Source organism: Streptomyces pathocidini, from assembly GCF_001418495.1.
GTDB lineage: Bacteria > Actinomycetota > Actinomycetes > Streptomycetales > Streptomycetaceae > Streptomyces > Streptomyces pathocidini.
The window spans coordinates 1-16,668 of the sequence record NZ_LIQY01000262.1; the positions used below are offsets into that span (position 1 = coordinate 1).

Annotated in this window: 13 protein-coding genes; 3 read left to right on the forward strand and 10 right to left on the reverse strand. The window is 68.7% G+C overall.

The window, feature by feature from the left end; translation table 11 throughout:
* The coding region (gene pglX, locus AOK16_RS14185; protein WP_107098348.1) for a BREX-2 system adenine-specific DNA-methyltransferase PglX at nucleotides 1–1,841 on the reverse strand (1,841 nt) is incomplete at its 3' end.
* Complete coding sequence (gene pglW, locus AOK16_RS14190) at nucleotides 1,838–6,271, reverse strand: BREX system serine/threonine kinase PglW (RefSeq protein WP_055472628.1); 4,434 nt, start codon at nucleotides 6,269–6,271, stop codon at nucleotides 1,838–1,840. The genes pglW and pglX, both read right to left, overlap by 4 nt.
* Nucleotides 6,272–6,563: 292 nt before the next feature.
* Here pglW and AOK16_RS14195 point away from each other — a divergent pair, with 292 nt between their 5' ends.
* Nucleotides 6,564–7,535: a hypothetical protein gene (locus AOK16_RS14195; RefSeq protein ID WP_055472629.1), complete on the forward strand. Its 972-nt coding sequence runs from the start codon at nucleotides 6,564–6,566 to the stop codon at nucleotides 7,533–7,535.
* Between the two features lie 70 nt (nucleotides 7,536–7,605).
* On the forward strand, nucleotides 7,606–8,109 hold the full coding sequence (locus AOK16_RS14200) for a hypothetical protein (RefSeq protein ID WP_240483561.1): 504 nt from the start codon (nucleotides 7,606–7,608) through the stop codon (nucleotides 8,107–8,109).
* Between the two features lie 202 nt (nucleotides 8,110–8,311).
* Here the strand turns inward: AOK16_RS14200 and AOK16_RS14205 are convergent, their stop codons facing one another.
* The 8 genes from AOK16_RS14205 to AOK16_RS14240 all read right to left on the reverse strand — a co-directional run bounded on the left by AOK16_RS14205 (nucleotide 8,312) and on the right by AOK16_RS14240 (nucleotide 15,294).
* Nucleotides 8,312–9,388 carry an ABC transporter ATP-binding protein gene (locus AOK16_RS14205; protein WP_055472630.1) on the reverse strand — a complete coding sequence of 359 codons (1,077 nt, stop codon included), beginning with the start codon at nucleotides 9,386–9,388 and terminating at the stop codon, nucleotides 8,312–8,314.
* A complete protein-coding gene (modB, locus tag AOK16_RS14210; RefSeq protein ID WP_398717904.1) occupies nucleotides 9,385–10,260 on the reverse strand; it encodes a molybdate ABC transporter permease subunit in 876 nt (291 codons plus the stop codon). Before modB ends, AOK16_RS14205 begins: the two co-directional genes overlap by 4 nt.
* Entirely contained in the window at nucleotides 10,257–11,084 is an 828-nt protein-coding gene (modA, locus tag AOK16_RS14215; RefSeq protein ID WP_055472631.1) for a molybdate ABC transporter substrate-binding protein, read from the reverse strand. The genes modB and modA overlap by 4 nt, the downstream gene beginning before the upstream one ends.
* A gap of 236 nt (nucleotides 11,085–11,320) precedes the next feature.
* Entirely contained in the window at nucleotides 11,321–11,716 is a 396-nt protein-coding gene (locus AOK16_RS14220) for a TOBE domain-containing protein (RefSeq protein WP_055472632.1), read from the reverse strand.
* Nucleotides 11,717–11,987: 271 nt separating this feature from the next.
* Nucleotides 11,988–12,764 (reverse strand): ABC transporter permease, encoded by a 777-nt coding sequence (locus tag AOK16_RS14225; protein ID WP_055472633.1) that lies wholly within the window; start codon nucleotides 12,762–12,764, stop codon nucleotides 11,988–11,990.
* A complete protein-coding gene (locus AOK16_RS14230) occupies nucleotides 12,761–13,765 on the reverse strand; it encodes an ATP-binding cassette domain-containing protein (RefSeq protein WP_055472634.1) in 1,005 nt (334 codons plus the stop codon). Before AOK16_RS14230 ends, AOK16_RS14225 begins: the two co-directional genes overlap by 4 nt.
* A gap of 85 nt (nucleotides 13,766–13,850) precedes the next feature.
* Complete coding sequence (locus tag AOK16_RS14235; RefSeq protein WP_055472635.1) at nucleotides 13,851–14,693, reverse strand: DUF4097 family beta strand repeat-containing protein; 843 nt, start codon at nucleotides 14,691–14,693, stop codon at nucleotides 13,851–13,853.
* Between the two features lie 82 nt (nucleotides 14,694–14,775).
* Nucleotides 14,776–15,294 carry a toxin-antitoxin system HicB family antitoxin gene (locus AOK16_RS14240; protein WP_055472639.1) on the reverse strand — a complete coding sequence of 173 codons (519 nt, stop codon included), beginning with the start codon at nucleotides 15,292–15,294 and terminating at the stop codon, nucleotides 14,776–14,778.
* Between the two features lie 723 nt (nucleotides 15,295–16,017).
* On the opposite strand from AOK16_RS14240, the gene AOK16_RS14245 reads away from it, so the two are divergent.
* Complete coding sequence (locus AOK16_RS14245) at nucleotides 16,018–16,428, forward strand: cell division protein SepF (RefSeq protein WP_055472636.1); 411 nt, start codon at nucleotides 16,018–16,020, stop codon at nucleotides 16,426–16,428.
* Nucleotides 16,429–16,668: the final 240 nt, after the last annotated feature.

Genomic DNA, 16,668 nt, shown 5'->3' on the forward strand with positions numbered 1-16,668 from the left:
GTCACGCCGTAGGTGTACGCGGATGCGAGTGGAAGGTAGTAGGCGTCGTCGGCGCCGGTATGCGTGGTCCTCCCCGTTTCGCTGATAGCCGTCCTGAGAGTGGTCGGAGCGACTTCGAGGCTCTCGAGGAGATCTGATGCTCCGCCCCCTGAAAGCGACCATGGGAACACTGTGAACTGCGTCCGATCTGCATCGGTGGCGCTGGTCCACTCCGACTCGCTCTCTGGCTGCTCCACCTGTTGGACGATCGACTTCCACACCAGCCCGTCCTCCGCAGCTTCCGGTTGCGAGGGCTCCCCCCGGACCCCGAGCACCGCCCGAATCGGCTCTTCTGGCCACGGCACATGATTCCGTCCGACCAGAATCACCGTCGGCGTCCCATGCCCCGGGATGTAGGCCCCAGACGTATCGACAACGTGCGTCAGGTGGATTTTCAAGCGGAAGAAGTCCTCGATCAACTTCTTGCCGAACTCCCGCTTCATGAAGGAGTTCGCAGTGATCTGCCCGACGTAGCCTGCATTTCGATTCGACCCCGACGTCCGCACAGCCAACTGGAAAAGTCGCTCGGCGAATGGCACGGACAACGCATACTTACCCGAGCAGGAATCGTATGCCCGATAGTTGAGGTTTTCTTGCTTGTCCTTGACCGTGATGTACGGCGGGTTACCTACGACCACGTGGTACGAGTCGCGCGTCATCAGGTCGCAACGCTCTGCGTAATCATCGATGTCCTCGGGCCGGTAGAAGAAGGTTTCAAGGCTTTCCCCAGACAGGGAGAACATGGTCTCCGATTCCCGCTTCGGCGCACCGCGACCGTGGATCAGGGAATCGCCCACCGCCACGTTGATCGGGAACCCGGGCGCTGTATCAAGCCGCATCGCACCCGCCGCCTTCAGCGCAGCGATCAGCAGTCGGAACCGGGCGATCGATACGGCGAAGGGGTTCTTGTCGCACCCGTGCACCGCGTTCAGAGATCGTCGGATCAGAGTCCAGTCGTCCGAGCTCTTGTCCTCGACCCGCCACTTCGCCAACAGCCGCTCGAAGAGGCCGAGCAGGAAGTGCCCTGATCCGCACGCCGGGTCGATTGTCCGCAGTCCCGCGGGGAGTTCCCGGTCCACGCCGTGCCCGTCGCGGATCTTGACGATCGGCTCCAGGCCGAACTCCTCAACCGCCGGTTCCAGCGTCAGGTCGAGGATGAACTCCTCGACGAATACCGGGGTCTGGAGCAGCGCGTACGTCTTCCGGGCATGCTCGCTCAGGTCCTGGTACAGGTCGCCCAGGAAGCGCGTGTCCAAGTCGCTGTCCACGAACGAGTGGATGAGCTCACCGTCTGAATCGACCCGCCGCCAGAACTTCAGAAGCGCCGTCGCTGCCTCGTACGAAGGTGTGATCTCCCACAAGGGGTTGTGCCTGCGGTCGAATAGACCCGCCACCGTCGGGTTGGTTCCCGCTAAGTGGTCGAACGACGCGACGATCCAGTCGCGGTCGTTCTTCTCCGAGTTCGCCGCGAAGAACGCCGCGTCATGGTCCTCCGCGTCCTTCAAACGCTCACCGACTCCCGCCAGCCACGCACGCTCGATCAACCCGTTGTCCTCGCAGAACCGCACGAAGACACAGCCGAGCACCCACGCCGCCGCGACCTGCGTGACCCGCTCATCGCGCCACGACTCGTACGTCGCCGCCGTACGGTCCGCCGCATACGCCCGTGTGTACTCGTCCGTGAGTCGGTCTCGGTACTCCTCCACCGACTCGCTCCGTACCCGTAAGTCGCCCTCCAGGAGCGTGACCTGCTTGCGTAAGTCCTTCAGCAGGCCGTCCTGACCACCACTGCGCGCGCTCACAGTTCCAAACCCTCTCGATGTGCAGCTAAGTTCTTGAGGAAGTCCTCGGTCAATACCACGAGTTCCGCGTCGCCACCGGTTACCTCCACCGTGCGCCCGTCCAACTGCGGTCCCCTCTGCGGGTTGTGCGACGGCGTGAGCAGCCACAGCCCGTGCGGTCGCCCACCGGGCTTGCGGGCCTCGCGCTGCAACTCCACCAGCAGTTCGTGTCCGCCCGCCTCGTAGTAATGGGAGAGCAGGCCCGCGGTGTGAACGAACAACACCGACCCGGGCTCGCGAGAGGCTGCGCCCTCCAGCCGTGCCGCGACCCTCGGCCACACCCGGACCACGAACGATCGCAGCCCACCCGGAAGTTCACCGTTCCTCGTGTATCGGGTGTCCGCACCCAGCACCTTCGACCAGTCCGTGCCGTGCTCGCCCGCCAGCGTCCGGAACTCCTCCAGGAAGACCCTCGCCAAGTTCACCGGAACCACCGGGAAGGCCTCCGCGACCGCTTCCGCAACCGAGCCGGTCTCGCCCCGCAACCGCTTGACATGTATGTTCAGCGCGAGGAAGCCGCCCTCCCATATCGCGGAGTTAAGCTTCGCAACGAGTAGCGCCGACGGCTCACGTCCCCCGGCGGCGCCGGCCACCAGTGCGCGAGAGGCCCTTGTCACTGTGCCCGTCGAGGTGGGCCAGCTGCTGCCCATCGCTGACACCGGCACGGGGGGTTTGAAGCGCGCCTCCGCCGTCTCGTACGTCAGCGGGAATCCGGCCTTCTTCAGCGCGTCCTCGACCTCGACGTACGAGGGCCTACCCACCGCCATCTCGGGAAAGCGCGAGCGCAGACGAGAGAGTAGCCCCTCCAGGCTGATGCCTACCTCGCGTCGCACACCAGCCGCGGCTTGAGAGATCTGCAGGGCACGCCACAGTTCCAGCGTGCGTGGGTACAGCTCAAGTCGGGGGGAGGCTGCGGCACCCGACGAAGTTGCCGCAGCCAGTGTGACCAGCCGGGCGTCCGGCAGTGGGTTCATGCCTTCAGGCGTGCGTACCGCCCGTAGGTCGCGCAGCGCACCGGCCCGTTCCGGCAGGGGATCGGTGGCGGTGATCTTCTCTGCTGCTTCGCCCAGCTCTATGGCGTACGCGGCGAGTTCGTCGGACGTCGGGTCGTCGGAGCCGTCCAGCGACTCCAACGCGACGATCAGCCGCCCCCGCCGCCGCATCTGTGCGAGCCGGGGCTCATGGTCCTCGTCGCGCCCGGTGAGGAGTGTCTCGGCGGCGACAGCGGCTCGTACGACCGCGAGCGCGGCCGCCTCTGTGCCCTTCGCCGACTCGCTCTCGGAGCCATGCCTCGCGGCCAGTACCCGGGCCAGCTCGCGGTCTGTCATCACGCGGCCCGCGTCCCGAACGGCGTCCACCAACTCACCGCACAGGAACTTCATCCAACCCGCGTTGGCCCACTCCGTGATGGCGGAGCTGAGGTGCTTCGAGACGGTGAACTCGGAGACCTTCACTGTCTCCGCGACCTGGCGGTTGGTGGGCCAGGAACCCACCTCGGTCTTGCAATCGAGCCCGAGCCAGGCTGCGACGACCTGCGGCCGCTTGTTGTCCTTGCGGCCCGGTGGCACCGGGTTGAGGAGCGCGGCCAAGTGCTCTACGTCCTGTCGGGCTTCGAGCTCGGCAGCGAGCTTGTCGTCCGCTGCCACACGCACCACGGGCCGCACTGGAACAGCTGCGGCCTTGGGCTTCTTGGGGCGCAGCGCAGTCGTCCACTGACGGTGTCGCCTGTTGAGCTCCTTCTTGACCACCGCACCGATACCGCGCTTGCCGCGGAAGCGAGGCAAGGGGACGTCCAGCAGCTCGTCGACCGTCACCGCGCCGAGTTCCTCGGCCACCGCGGCCGCTCGCTCGGTCAGCCCCGCATCCCTCAGCGTCGTGCCGAGTTTCGCCTTCTGCGCGTACAGGTCCCGGATGTCGTCGTCGGAGAGGCCGTCGTGTCGACCCGCGCCGCCCAGCAGCGAGACCGGGTCCGATGCGGGCGGCGGCTGAGTGCGATCGGCCTCGGTGAAGATGGCACGCCAGGCGTCCCGCATCTGCCGCAGGGACTCGAATCGGCGGTTCGCTTCACGGTGCAGCGCCCGCTCGAAGAACTTCTCGAGTCCTGGTCCCAGGACGGTCACGAAGGCGTCTGTGGCGAGGACGGGGAGGTCGTCCTTGAGGGCCGTCTGAGGGTCGTCCGTGCCGTTGCCCCACATGGGACGCTCGGCGGCAGCCATCTCATGCAGAACGACTGCGGCGGCGTACCGCTCCGCGTAGTCGTCGTAGATGGGGCGCCGGGCATCCCCGAGGAAGGGATCGAGATAGCCGCGGGTGCCGGCCTTGATGTCGCGGTCGGAGACATTGGCCAGGGAGAAGTCGAACAGCATCAACTGCTGCTCGCCGTCGTCCCGTACCTTGATCCCGAGGTTGTGGGGCTTGACGTCGCGGTGGCGCAGACCCCTGGCCGCGAGGTCGTCGAGGGCGGTGAACAGGTCCTCGCCGAAGGACGCCAATTCCTCATAACCCAACTGCCCGTGGCTTGCCAGCCGTTGGCCGAGCGTCTCAGGACCGGCGTACTCCAAGGCGAGGACCGTCCGGCCGCCGATCGCGCGCGGGCCTTCGTACAGCTTGACGATGCGGCCGCTACTGATCTGCTGGAGGGCCGCCGCCTCCGCGGCGAGGCGCTCGTTCTTCTCCGCGTCCAACGCGACCTTGAGGACCCGCTCCTCCTCAACGCGGCGACCACGCTCGTCCTCGGTGACGCGCGTCACGTACAGCGCTCGGGCTGTCGCGCCCGAGCCGAGTACCCGCTCGACAGTCCAGTCTCCGTCGACAGCCTGGCCGGGGGTGGCGGTGAGCGGGTCGGCTTCTACGGCGACGGCCTGTGCGGCGCTGGCCTGCTCGGCATCGTCGAGCTGCCCGAGAAAGGCGTCGGCGGAGTCGAGACGATCGTCCACGGACGCGCGGGTTGCGGCGTACACCAGCTCGTCGAGACCGACGTCCATGGCATCGCTGACCGCGTACAGGTGCAGACCGCCGTCGGCCGCGAGTCGAGCCTTCAGGGCGGTACGGGTCTCGGCAGGCGGCATTCCGGTCAGAATGTGGTGCGCCACGGCTCCGAGACCGAAGACGTCGAGATCCACCGGGTCCGGATAGTCGGCGTCGGTCTCGGGCGCGAGGTAGCACTGGGCGGCGTCCTCGATGTGTTCCCCGGTGAAGGAGCTCTCGCCGAGCGAGCGCAGTGAGGTGGTGTCGAAGTCGCGGGCCGATGCCTGCCAGTCGATGATCCGCAGGACGGGGGCGCTGCCGTTCTCGCGGGCGCTGACGTACACCGAACGGGCTGCGAGCGCACGGTGGTAGAGCGAGCGACGGTGGGCGTAGCGGACGGCCTCGGCGAGCTGGCGCACCATGTCGCGGCGTACGGCTTCGGACAACTTCGGGCCGTGCACCGCAAGGTAGTTATCCAACCGTAGATCGCTCTCCCGATGGCGGAAGAGGATCGCAGGGCCGCCCTGGTGCTGGCGGAAGGCGACAGCCTGGGAGATGCCGCGATGCGCGATGCCCTGGAGCACCTGGTACTCGCGCTCGGCAGCGCGGGTAGCGGAGCGCCGCTTCTCCTCGCTTGCCTGCTGCTCCACGAGATAGACCCGCACCCGGCCCTCTTCATGGATCATCTCCTTGCGCTTGGCGAGCCGGTCTTCCCAGGTGGGTCCCGCGTCCAAGGGGCGGGAGGAGAGCCTCCAGCCGTCGCCGAAGTCGAGGTGGGCGGTGGATGCCCGCACGCCGATCTTCTTCATCAGCTCGGGCAGATGCCGTGCGAAGGCGTCTTCCTTGATCCGCCAGCTCTCTCGCTCCGGCGGCAAGTTGAGGAAGTCCTCCCAGATGCCCGGGAGACCGCTCTGGGCACCGTCACGTCCGTACACGTGAATGCGCTGCACTGTGTCCAACTCGCTCTGGAGCAGAGGGTCGGACAGGAACACGATCGGGTCGATGCGGGGAACGCGGATGCTCGGGTGGAGATCGTTGGCCGCCTGTTGGAGGCGCGATTTCAGTTCTTTGGACTTGAGATCGGTGAGGTGCAGAGGGTTGCGGATGGTACGGACCCGGCCGTCGGGGGCGTGGAAGCTCCAGGTGTCCCCGCTGTTGACGACGCGGCCGGGATGCCCCTTTAACTCCATCAGATAGAGGCCGCGGGGCGTGGCGATGAACAGGTCGCACTCGTTGATGCGGCCGCTCATGGCGGTGAAGGAGAACGTTGCCCAGGCATAGTGCGGAGCCGTCACCGGCATCCGCTGCTTGACGTAGTCGAGGGCCGTCTGCTCCCAGGGAAAGGGAGACGGACGGGTCTGATACCAGCGCTTCGGCTGCTGCTGACCGGGCTTGGGGGTCGCCTGACCTCCTGCTGCCGCCACCGCCGTTCACCGCACCTTTCCACTGCCTGACTCGCCTGTCGCCGACGTCGCCCGTGTCGACGTTGATGGTATGCGGCGAATCGCGGCTTCTAAGATCGTCGGACTGCTGATCCGGACATCTTGCCAGGTGGGGGTGGTACCGCAGGAGTTGGGGCGAAACCCAGCGAGGGGCGCGGGAAGGTGGATGAGGCTGTCGCTATCAAGCCATTCCGTGAATGTCGTGCCGTATGCCGCGGCGAATCCACTTACGATCATGGTAGAACGCGGGTGCCTGAGAGCGGGGGAGGCGGGCGTGGCCCGGACAGTGCGCAAGCGAACGGTCTTCTTCTTCGAGGTCGTGGAGGCCAAGCGTGGCCAGCCGCGCATGGATCACCAGGACTGGCGGGGCTTCCTCGACCGGGTCGCGGCCTCGGAGTCGTACGAGCGCGTGGTTCGCAGCGCGGATGATCAGCTGGTTGGGGTGATCGACTCGGCTGTCCCTGTCGATCATCTGCAACTCGCCAAGATCACCGGTGAGGTGCCGCACCAGCTTGACCGGAGCAACGGAACAATTGAGGCGCTTCAGGTCGCGGTGGGCAAGGATGTTGTCCATGTGACGACGATCTGCTTCCTTCCGTACGCCAACATCATCGGGGTCTTGCCCGGCGGTTTCTCGGCGCCGCGGGTGAGTGCGATCACCAAGTGGCTGAACGGCGTTGGTCTGCCGTGGGGTGAGGTGGAGCTCAAGCCGGTCATCCACGCGCGCGCTCGAGAGAAGCTCAACCGCATCGAAGCGGTCACCGAGTTCACTGTGCAGTTGGAGGGGGTTCCGGCGGATACTGTCGGCGCCTTGAGCGCCCACGGCGGTCTTGCTGATTCACTGCGGAGTTTCGGGCAACGGCATCCCGACACGTCCATCACGCTCTCGCTGAAGGTTCCCCAGCGTGGTGGCAGGCTCTCCGCGATGCGCAGGAATCGGGCCGCGACCGAACTGCGCACTGACGTACTTCAGTTCATGCCAGATCTGGATGAATGGATGGATGAGTCCGGAGTGATCCGGTCCGTGACCGGCAGAGTCGCGGTCCGGGACCCGCACCGTCAGTCTCTTGAGTACGAGCCACTCGACTTCCTCGCCCATCGCATCACGGCCCAGTGCGATGTCCCGCTCGCTTTCACCGACGGACGGTCGGTCGATCTGCGGTACGCCGTCGACGAGATCTTTGCGGCGGCCCGTACGCATGAGCAGGCGCTACAGGAAGCATGTCAGTATCGGCCGCTAGCCTGAGCAGCAGTTCAGGGCTGAGGTTGGGGGCGACGTGCTGAATCGGCTGTGGCGGTGCTGGGTGGGTCGACCAGTGGTCGACCTAGTGATCGCAGGTGCAGTGGTCGGTCTGCACATGGCGACTGTACGGATCACGGGCGCGGGCGATGTGCTGGGATGGCCCGACAGAGAACAGAGGATCGCGGTCTATACAACGACGGCGACCGTTGTTGCGATCATCGGCAGCTTCATCACTGCGGCCGTGACTCTGTACGCCGCGGCCACAGGCCCCCGCATGCGGGTGTTGCGCACGCACCATCAGCAGGGGCCGGAATTCCGGCGGAATTGGATGAGCATTCTCAGCGCGACACTGGTGGTCTCCGGGCTGTGCCTGCTTGCCCTAGTCCTCGACACCACGGAGCAGGATCCGGGCGGAGTCCACTGGCTGGCCGAGGGCGCGGCTGCTCTGGGAGCCGCGCGCGCGGTACGGCTGATGTGGCTGTTCGGCAAGGTCATCATCGGCAATGATCTCGACCTCGGCGACATCCGGGATCCGGCGCCGCAGCCCCCGGTGCCGGTGCGGCAGCCAGGGGCGTGAACGGGATTCGGGGCAGCCGACGGCCTGGTTTCGGGTGTGTGGCGTACGGAGAGCAGGGTCGCCCTGCCTCTCACTATGGCTTGTCGGCATGTGCGTCAATGAGTAGCCACCGTCTCACGCGCAGGACGATGCGGAGGCCGTGTGGAGGAGGCTTCGGTCTCGGTGGGTATGGTGTCGATGTTGTTTCGGGCTCTTTGCGGTCTCAGGCAGGGTAGGCGTGTGTCTGGGTTGCCTTGAGTGTTGCCCAGACTTCCGTGCCCGGGTGTAGGTCGAGTTCCGCGGCGGCGGCGGCGCTGAGGTCGGCGGCGATGGGGAGTTCGCCGGTGAGGTCGGCGCGGATCTGGTCGCCGTGGGTCTCCAGGCCGGCGACCTCGCAGCGCCAGACGTTGCGGGCGCTGGACCCGGTCGGACGACCGCGGTGGAGGGTGACCGCGCTGGGCGGGAACGCTACGAAGGCCGGGCCGGAGAGGACTTCGGTGGTGGTGATGGCCGGGCCGGAGTCCAGGCGGACCGTGTGGCCGTCGGCCTCGCCCCGGTAGAGGTTCAGGCCGACCAGCTGGGCGATGTAGTCCGTACGGGGATGGCGGGCGATGCCGGACGGGCTGCCCTCCTGGACGACCTGGCCGTGTTCGACGACGACGAGCCGGTCGGCCAGGACCATGGCGTCCAGTGGGTCGTGGGTGACGAGTACGGCCACGGCCTCGAACTCGGCCAGGTGGCGGCGGAGTTGGGCGCGGATCTCCAGGCGGGTGCGCGCGTCCAGGGCCGCCAGCGGCTCGTCGAGGAGCAGCAGGCGCGGGCGGATGGCCAAGGCGCGGGCGAGGGCGACGCGTTGGGCCTGGCCGCCGGAGAGTCTCCGGGGCTTGGCGCCGGTGTGATCGGCGAGACCCATGCGGTCCAGCCACTCGGCCGCTCGCGCGCGGGCCTCCGCCTTGGAGGTGCCCTGACAGCGCGGTCCGAAGGCCACGTTGTCGAGGGCGGTGAGGTGGGGGAAGAGCAAGTAGTCCTGGAAGACGACGCCGACGGGGCGGGACTCGGGCGGCGTACGGTCCAACTCCGCTCCGTCCAGCCGCAGATGGCCGCCGGTGAGCGGGGCCAGCCCGGCGAGGGCGCGGAGGGCGGTGGTCTTGCCGGCGCCGTTCGGCCCGAGCAGGGCGACCACCTCGCCGGGGGCGACGGCCAGCGCCACGTCGAGACGGAAGGTGCCGCGGTCCACCACGAGGCGGGCGTCGAGCCCGTCCGGGGCGGCGTCGGCAGGAGCGTCGAAGGTCTCGATCATCCGGGGGTCATCCAACGGTCGCGCAACCCGGCCAGCACCGCGATCGACACGGCCAGCAGCACCAGGCTGAGGGCGATCGCGGCCTCCGGGTCGCTCTGCAGGGCCAGATAGACGGCGAGCGGCATCGTCTGGGTCCGGCCGGGGAAGTTCCCAGCGAAGGTGATCGTCGCGCCGAACTCGCCGAGTGCGCGGGCCCAGGCCAGGACGGCGCCCGCTGCGATGCCCGGTGCGATCAGCGGCAGGGTGACCCGGCGGAACGCGGTGAAGCGGGAGGCGCCCAGCGTGGCGGCCGCCTCCTCGTAGCGTGGATCGGCGGCCCGCAGGGTGCCTTCGACGCTGATGACGAGGAACGGCATGGCCACGAACGCCTCGGCGACCACGACCCCGGCCGTGGTGAAGGGCAGCGTAACCCCGAACCACGAGTCCAGATACGTCCCGACGATGCCGTTGCGGCCGAGCGCCATCAGCAGCGCCACACCGCCGACGACCGGCGGCAGGACGAGGGGGAGGGTGACGAGGGCTCGTACGAGGCCCCGGCCGGGGAAGTCGATCCGGGCCAGCAGCCAGGCCAGCGGCACGCCGATCACCACACTCACCGCGGTCGCCGCTGTGGCGCAGATCAGGGACAGTTCGAGCGCCTGCCACACCTCGGCGCTGGTCAGCTGCTCGGGCAGGCTGCGCCACGGGGTCCGTACGAGCAGCGCGATCAGCGGCACGACCAGGAACGCCAGGCCGATAAGCGCGGGCACCAGCAGGGGCAGTGGTACGCCCCGGTCGCCGCTCATCCGGACGCGCCGGCGCCGCGGTCCGCCCCGGAGGGTGCCTGCCGCGGCGCCGGCTCCGTCGGTCAGGCTCACGTCGGTCCGGGTCACGGCTTGAGGAACCCGGCCTCGGTCAGGACCCGCTGTCCCTCCGCCGACCGCACCAGCGCGATGAACGCCTTGGCCGCCTCGGCGTTCCTCGCGTCCTTGAGCCGGACGATCGGGTAGTCGTTGATGGCGTCGGCGGACTCGGGGAACTCCACGCCCTCCACCTTGTCACCCGCCGCGCGCACATCGGTCTTGTAGACGACGGCGGCGTCGGCCTCCTTCAACTGCACCTTGGTCAGGGCAGCCTTGACATCCTGCTCGTACGAGGCGGGGGTGAGCTCGAGACCGCCGGCGTTGAGGGCCTTCTGGGCGGCGGTGCCGCACGGCACTTCCTTGTCGCAGAGCACGGCCTTCAGGCCCGGCCTGGTGAGGTCCTTCAGGGAGGAGATCTTGTCCGGGTTCCCGGGCAGGGTGGCGATCTCCAGCCGGTTGCGGACGAAGGTGGCGGGCGGCCCCGACGCGTCCCCCGCAGCCGTGACGATCTTCATCGTCTTGGGGCTGGCGGAGGCGAACACGTCCGCCGGGGCGCCGCCGGTGATGCTCGCGGCGAGGGAGTCGCTGCCGCCGAAGCTGAAGGCGACCTTCGTGCCCGGGTGCTCCTTCTCGAACTCCTCGCCCAGCGTCGTGAAGCTCTCCTTCAGCGAGGCGGCGGCGAAGACGGTCACCGTGCCGGAGAGCTTGCCCGCCGAGGAGGCCGACGCGGAGGAGCCCGGCTTCTTCGACGAGGAGCCGGCGGACGACGAGCAGGCGCTCAGGGCCAGCAGCGCGGCGGCTCCCAGCGCGGCCACCCGCAGGGGTCGGCGGTTCCGGCGCACGGTACGGATCATCACGGGTCCACTCCCTCTGGTCCTGGACACCTTCACCTCTGGTCCTGGCGGCCGCCTGCGGCCTCATCCAGTGGGTGTCCATGCGTCGATGATAATTCCGCAGGTGCAAGGAAAAAGTCTCTAGTGTCTTTGCATAAGCGGGGATGGTGGTCTGGCTGGTTGGCATGTGCGTTTGCATGGACGTGTGTGTGGGGGGCATCCGGGCTCACCCCCCTGGGCGAGGGCGCCGCTTCCGCTCAGGCCCTGTCGATGTGCACGTTCGTCGACTTCACCCGGGCTGTGGCCTCCACCCCGACCTCCAGGCCCAACTCCTCCACGGCCTCCCGCGTCAGCAGCGACACCAGCCGGTGCGGCCCTGCCTGGATCTCCACCTGGGCGGCGACATCGCCGAGCTTCACGGCGGTGACGATGCCGGGGAACGCGTTGCGGACAGAGGTGTACGAGACGTCCTCCTCGCCGCCACCGGAATGGGCCAACTCGATGGAGAAGGCGGCCAGATCCTTCCCGTCGACGAGGCGCCGACCGCTCTCGTCCCGATGCGTGGCCACCCGGCCCGCGTCCGCCCACCGTCGCGCGGTGTCCGGACTCACCCCGAGCAGACGCGCCGCCTGGCCGATCGTGTAGGAGTGCATGGGCGCCAAGATAGGCGATCAGGGCCGAGCCGCCCGCCGGCAGCCTGCGCCACCTTCCACCGACGGGCGCCTTGAGCGTGTGCCTGCAGGTCATGTCCCGGCGGGCGGCAGGCCCTCGGGCCCCCTGCCGCCCTGGAAGGGGTGGTGCATCAGCTCGTATCGGGGGCTGAAGCGAGGGTCGCCCGGGACCGGGGCGGACCGCAGAGTATCCGGTGGCGAGCCGGATGACGAGCCCGTCGGGGGACGCCATCCGGCTCCGCGGCCGCGGTACTTACCGCTTGGTGGTGCTGTTGAACAGTGAGCGCGACCAGACGTAGCCGACCAGTGCGATCCCGGCGCACCAGGCGAGCGAGATCCAGCCGTTGTTGCCGATCTCCGAGCCGGAGAGCAGGCCGCGCAGGGTCTCGGTCATCGGCGTGAACGGCTGGTACTCGGCGAACCAGCGCAGGCCGGGGGCCATCGAGTCGGCCGGTACGAAGGCGGAGCCGAGGAACGGCAGGAACTGGATCAGCAGCGGCTTGTTGCTCGCGGACTCGACCGTCTTGGAGATCAGGCCGAGCGCCGCCGCCAGCCAGGTCACGGCGAACGCGATGGCCGTGAGCAGGCCGGTCGCCGCCAGCCACTCGACCGGGTCCGCGTCCGGGCGGAAGCCGAGCGCGATCGCCACGCCCACGACCAGGACCAGGCTCACCATCGTCGTGATGACGCTGCCGATGACATGGCCCGTCATGAACGACGAGCGCGTGATGTTCATGGTGCGGAAGCGATTGATGATGCCCTCGGTCATGTCGGAACAGACCGCGATCGAGGTCGACATGGCCCCGGAGGCCACCCCCATGATCATGACGCCGGGCGTCAGATACTTCAGATACGCGTCCCGGCCGGCGCCCCCCGACATCGAGTCCCCGAAGGCGTACACGAAGAGCAGCAGCATCAGGATGGGCATCATGGACGCGCCCAGTGACACGGCGGGGTAGCGGAGAGCGTGCTTGATGTTGCGTCGCAGCATCGTCATCGAGTCGTGCACGGCGTAGGTGAGGGTGCTCATCGCACGGTCTCCTTCACGTGAAGAGCGGTGCCGGCGGCGGTCTTGATGGCGCCGTCGCCGGTCAGGGAGAGGAATACGTCGTCGAGGTCGGGGGTGTGCACGGAGAAGTCGGCGGCCCGGATGCCGGCGGCGTCGAGCCGGTCGAGCAGGGAGCGCAGCGCGTCGAGGCCGCTGTCGCCCGCCACGCGCAGGGCGAGGTTCTCGTCGTCCCGGGCCGCGCCGGCGAAGGCGTCGGCCGCGCGCTCGTACTCGGCGGGTTCGGTGAATCGCAGCCGCACGTGGCTGCCGGGGATCTGCGCCTTGAGCTCGTCGGCGGTGCCCTCGGCGACGATCCGGCCGCCGTCGAGTACGGCGATCCGGTCAGCCAACTGGTCGGCTTCCTCCAGGTATTGGGTAGTGAGGAAGACGGTGGTGCCACCCGCGACCAGTGAGCGCACCGTGTCCCACATGGTGCGTCGGCTGCGTGGATCGAGCCCGGTCGTCGGCTCGTCCAGGAAGATCACCTGGGGGTCGCCGACCAGCGTCATGGCGAGGTCGAGCCGGCGCCGCATACCGCCGGAGAAGGTCGAGGCCCGCTTGTGCGCGACGTCCGCGATGTCGAACCGCTGAAGCAACTCCCGGGTACGGGACCGCCCTTCGCGCTTGCCGAGGCGCAGCAGGTCGGCCATGAGGAGCAGGTTCTCCTCGGCGGTGAGCAGGTCGTCGAGCGCGGCGAACTGGCCGGTGACGCCGATCGCGGCGCGCACCTCGTCCGGTGACGTGGCGACGTCGTGGCCCGCGACCTGGGCCTGTCCGCCGTCGGCGGCGATGAGCGTGGACAGGATCTGCACGGTGGTGGTCTTGCCGGCGCCGTTCGGCCCGAGCAATGCGAACACGGACCCGGCCGGGATGCGCAGATCGATGCCGGCCAGCACGACCTTGTCGCCGTACGACTTGCGCAGACCGACGGTGGAGACGGCGGCGAGCGACTGCGCATCGCCGCTCTGCTTGGACGTGGGCATGACAGATGACGACATGGGGTTCTCCCGTTCAAAGGGTGAAAGGGTGAAGTGGCTGGGGAAGCAGGAGAGTTGGTGGGAGCGGTGCTCAGGTTCGGGCGCGGAGCACGTCGATGTTGCCCCAGCGGGTCCGGGCGCGGACCGCGACGGTGTCCTCGGCCTTTGCCGGGGGTTCGGAGCCGGCGATGGTGTTGCGTACCTGCCCGCGCTCGGAGCTGACGTCGAGCCAGGCGGCGGTGCCTTCGCGGATTCCGACCTCGATGGCACCGTAGGAGGTCTCCAGCTGAACGGTGCCGCGAGCGGCTTCGGCGACGCGCAGGGTGCCATGCGCGGTGGTGGCGGTGACCGAGCCCTCGGCGCGCGTGATGTCGATGTTGCCGTGGGCGCCGCTCACCCGCAGGTCGCCGGTCGCGACCCCGACGGTCGTGGTGCCGTGCGAGTTCTTCAGGACGGCGGGACCGTCGACGGTGCCGACGCGCAGGCTGCCGGAGCTGGTGGTGATCTCGGCGGTGCCCTCGACGTGGTCGACCGCGATCGAGCCGTGGGCGGCGGTCAGTTGGAGCGGGCCGGTCGCGTCGAGACGGACGTCACCGCCCGAGGTCTTCACCCGGACCTCGCCGAGCCGGCCCTCGCCGAGCACCTGGGTCCAGGAGCCGGTCACGTCGACGCGCGAGCCCGTGGGCAGCTCGACCGTCACCTCGACGGCGCCGCTGGGGCCGACGAGGCGGCGTTCCTTCGTCCTGACGGTCAGGACGCCGCTCGCGTACGTGACCTCGGTCTGCTCGGCGGCCCGTACGTCCTTGTCCCGCTTCGGGCTGCTGGGCCGTACCTCGACGATGGTGTCGAGGCGCTCGCTTGCGGTGAACCAGATGGAACCGGCGCCCACGTGGGCGGTGACCGAAATCGGTTCGGGAGTGTCGAAAGAAGGCATGGCTGTACCGTCCTCATGGGTCCTTGGGGCGTCCCCGCTGGTGGGACGTGGTGTGGGTGAAGTGGGGTTGGCGCGGGCGCGGTCAGCGCACCCAGCCCGTGAAGCTCTGTCCGGTGGTGCGGGTCTTCTCCGTCGTGCGTGGTCGCGTACCGCCGTCGACCGCTGCCGAGACGGCTCGCACCAACCACGCGTTGACCGACAGGCCCTCGCGACTCGCGGCCTCCTCGGCGCGCGCCTTGAGGTGGGCCGGCAGGCGCAGGTTGACGCGGGCGGTGCCGCCCTCGTCGCTGTCGGCGGGCGCATGCGCCTTGAGCAGTTCGGCGGGCGCGGCGGCCATTTCCATGGGCCCGCCGGCGGCGGGTGGTGGCGTCACCACGAAGTCGGGGTCGAGCCCGCGCAGCCGTACGTCGACCGAGCCGGGGGCGAGCTCGCGGGTGATCTCGTCCATCGCGGCGGAGAGCACGTTGAGCATGGTCAGGCGAGTCGCCGACTCCAGGGGAGCGGTGAGCCGCTCGGCCAGCTCGCGAGCGTCTTCCCCGCCGGCTTCGGCGGCCACCGCGAGCTCGCGGCGGAGGGTGTCGACATACGGGGTGAGGTCCATGTGCGCCATAGTGGCACCATCGTGGCGCCATGCGCAAGCCCGGTTGGCATCTTGTGTGGGTCGAGCCGATGGATGACCGTTTTGACCTGCGGGTATATGGAAAAATTGCCCTGGGTCATTGTGGCGCCATGTGCACTCAGGCGCTTTTATGGGCGCGGAATGGTGTCGGATGGCGCCTCTTGGCTCCCCTTGGCGCCACCTGGTGTGCTGTGTGGTGCCAGGCGATGTCATGTGACGTCAGGGGCGGCCCTGCCCCCGCCGTGCGGTCCGCCGCCGGGTGGTACGCCCCGCGGCGTCGCGCGGTGCGGCGCACTCCAGCGCCTCGCGGACGAACTGGGGCGAGGCGACATCGCGTTCGCGGATGCGTGAGACGAGCGTCCTCATCTACGGGTAGACGTCGACCAGCCCCTCGTCGGCCAGAAGGGCTGCGGGCCTCGGACTTCGAAGGCAGGTCGGCGTGACCGCTACCGGAAGGGCTGCCGCTCGCCTCGGCTGTCCTCGCCGAGCCGCTTGCCGTCAACTCGCCACGCCGGCACGCGGCTTGGCGGCCGCAGCCGCGTCCGGCCGGGGCGGCCCGGGGCGCTTCATGGAAGTCCAAGGGTGCAGAATGGTCCTCGTCACACCTGACGGGCGTGCCGGGTGTCGTTCTGCCCGATCTTCGGGTCGTTGTTACTAGGGTTGCCGGATGGGGATATCCAGAGAGCCCATCCGTGGGGAGGTCCGGTGAACCGGCAAGACGTCACCGATGAGCAGTGGGAGGGGCTGGCCGACGTCGTTCCGCTGCGTGGCGGCGACTCCTGGCCGACCTGGCCGGGCCATGGCGCGCTGCCGGAGGACGTACGGCAGCCGGGCGGCGAAGTCGGCGGCGACGCACGGCGGTTCGTCGTCCTGCGCGTGCAGCACTTCGGGGACGCGCGCGACGTCGCCGAGAACCTGATCGGCCAGGTTCCGGTGCTGCTCGATCTGTCCGGCGCGGACTCGGACGTCGCCAAGCGCGTCCTGGACTTCTCCAGCGGCGTCGTCTTCGGGCTCAACGCGGCGATGCACCGCGTCGACTCCAACGTCTTTCTGCTGACCCCGGACGGTACGGAGGTCGCCCAGCCCCGGCTGGGCGCGGCGGCGTCCGGCGACTGACCGGCCCGCCGGTCGGCCGGCTCGTAGTGCGCTTGCCGAACGCGCGCCCCCTTGCCCGCCCGCCGAATCGATACGGCGCCCCTGCCCGTACCCCGATCGTGGGAAGGCGGCGAAGGCGGAACGGTTCGTCCGAGCGGCCGCTGCATAGCGTCCACGGTCATGGATGCCACGACCCCGTACGCGTTGACCGCCGCCGCTGCCGAAGCCCCCACCGCCGTCGCCGCCCCCGACCTTCCCGAC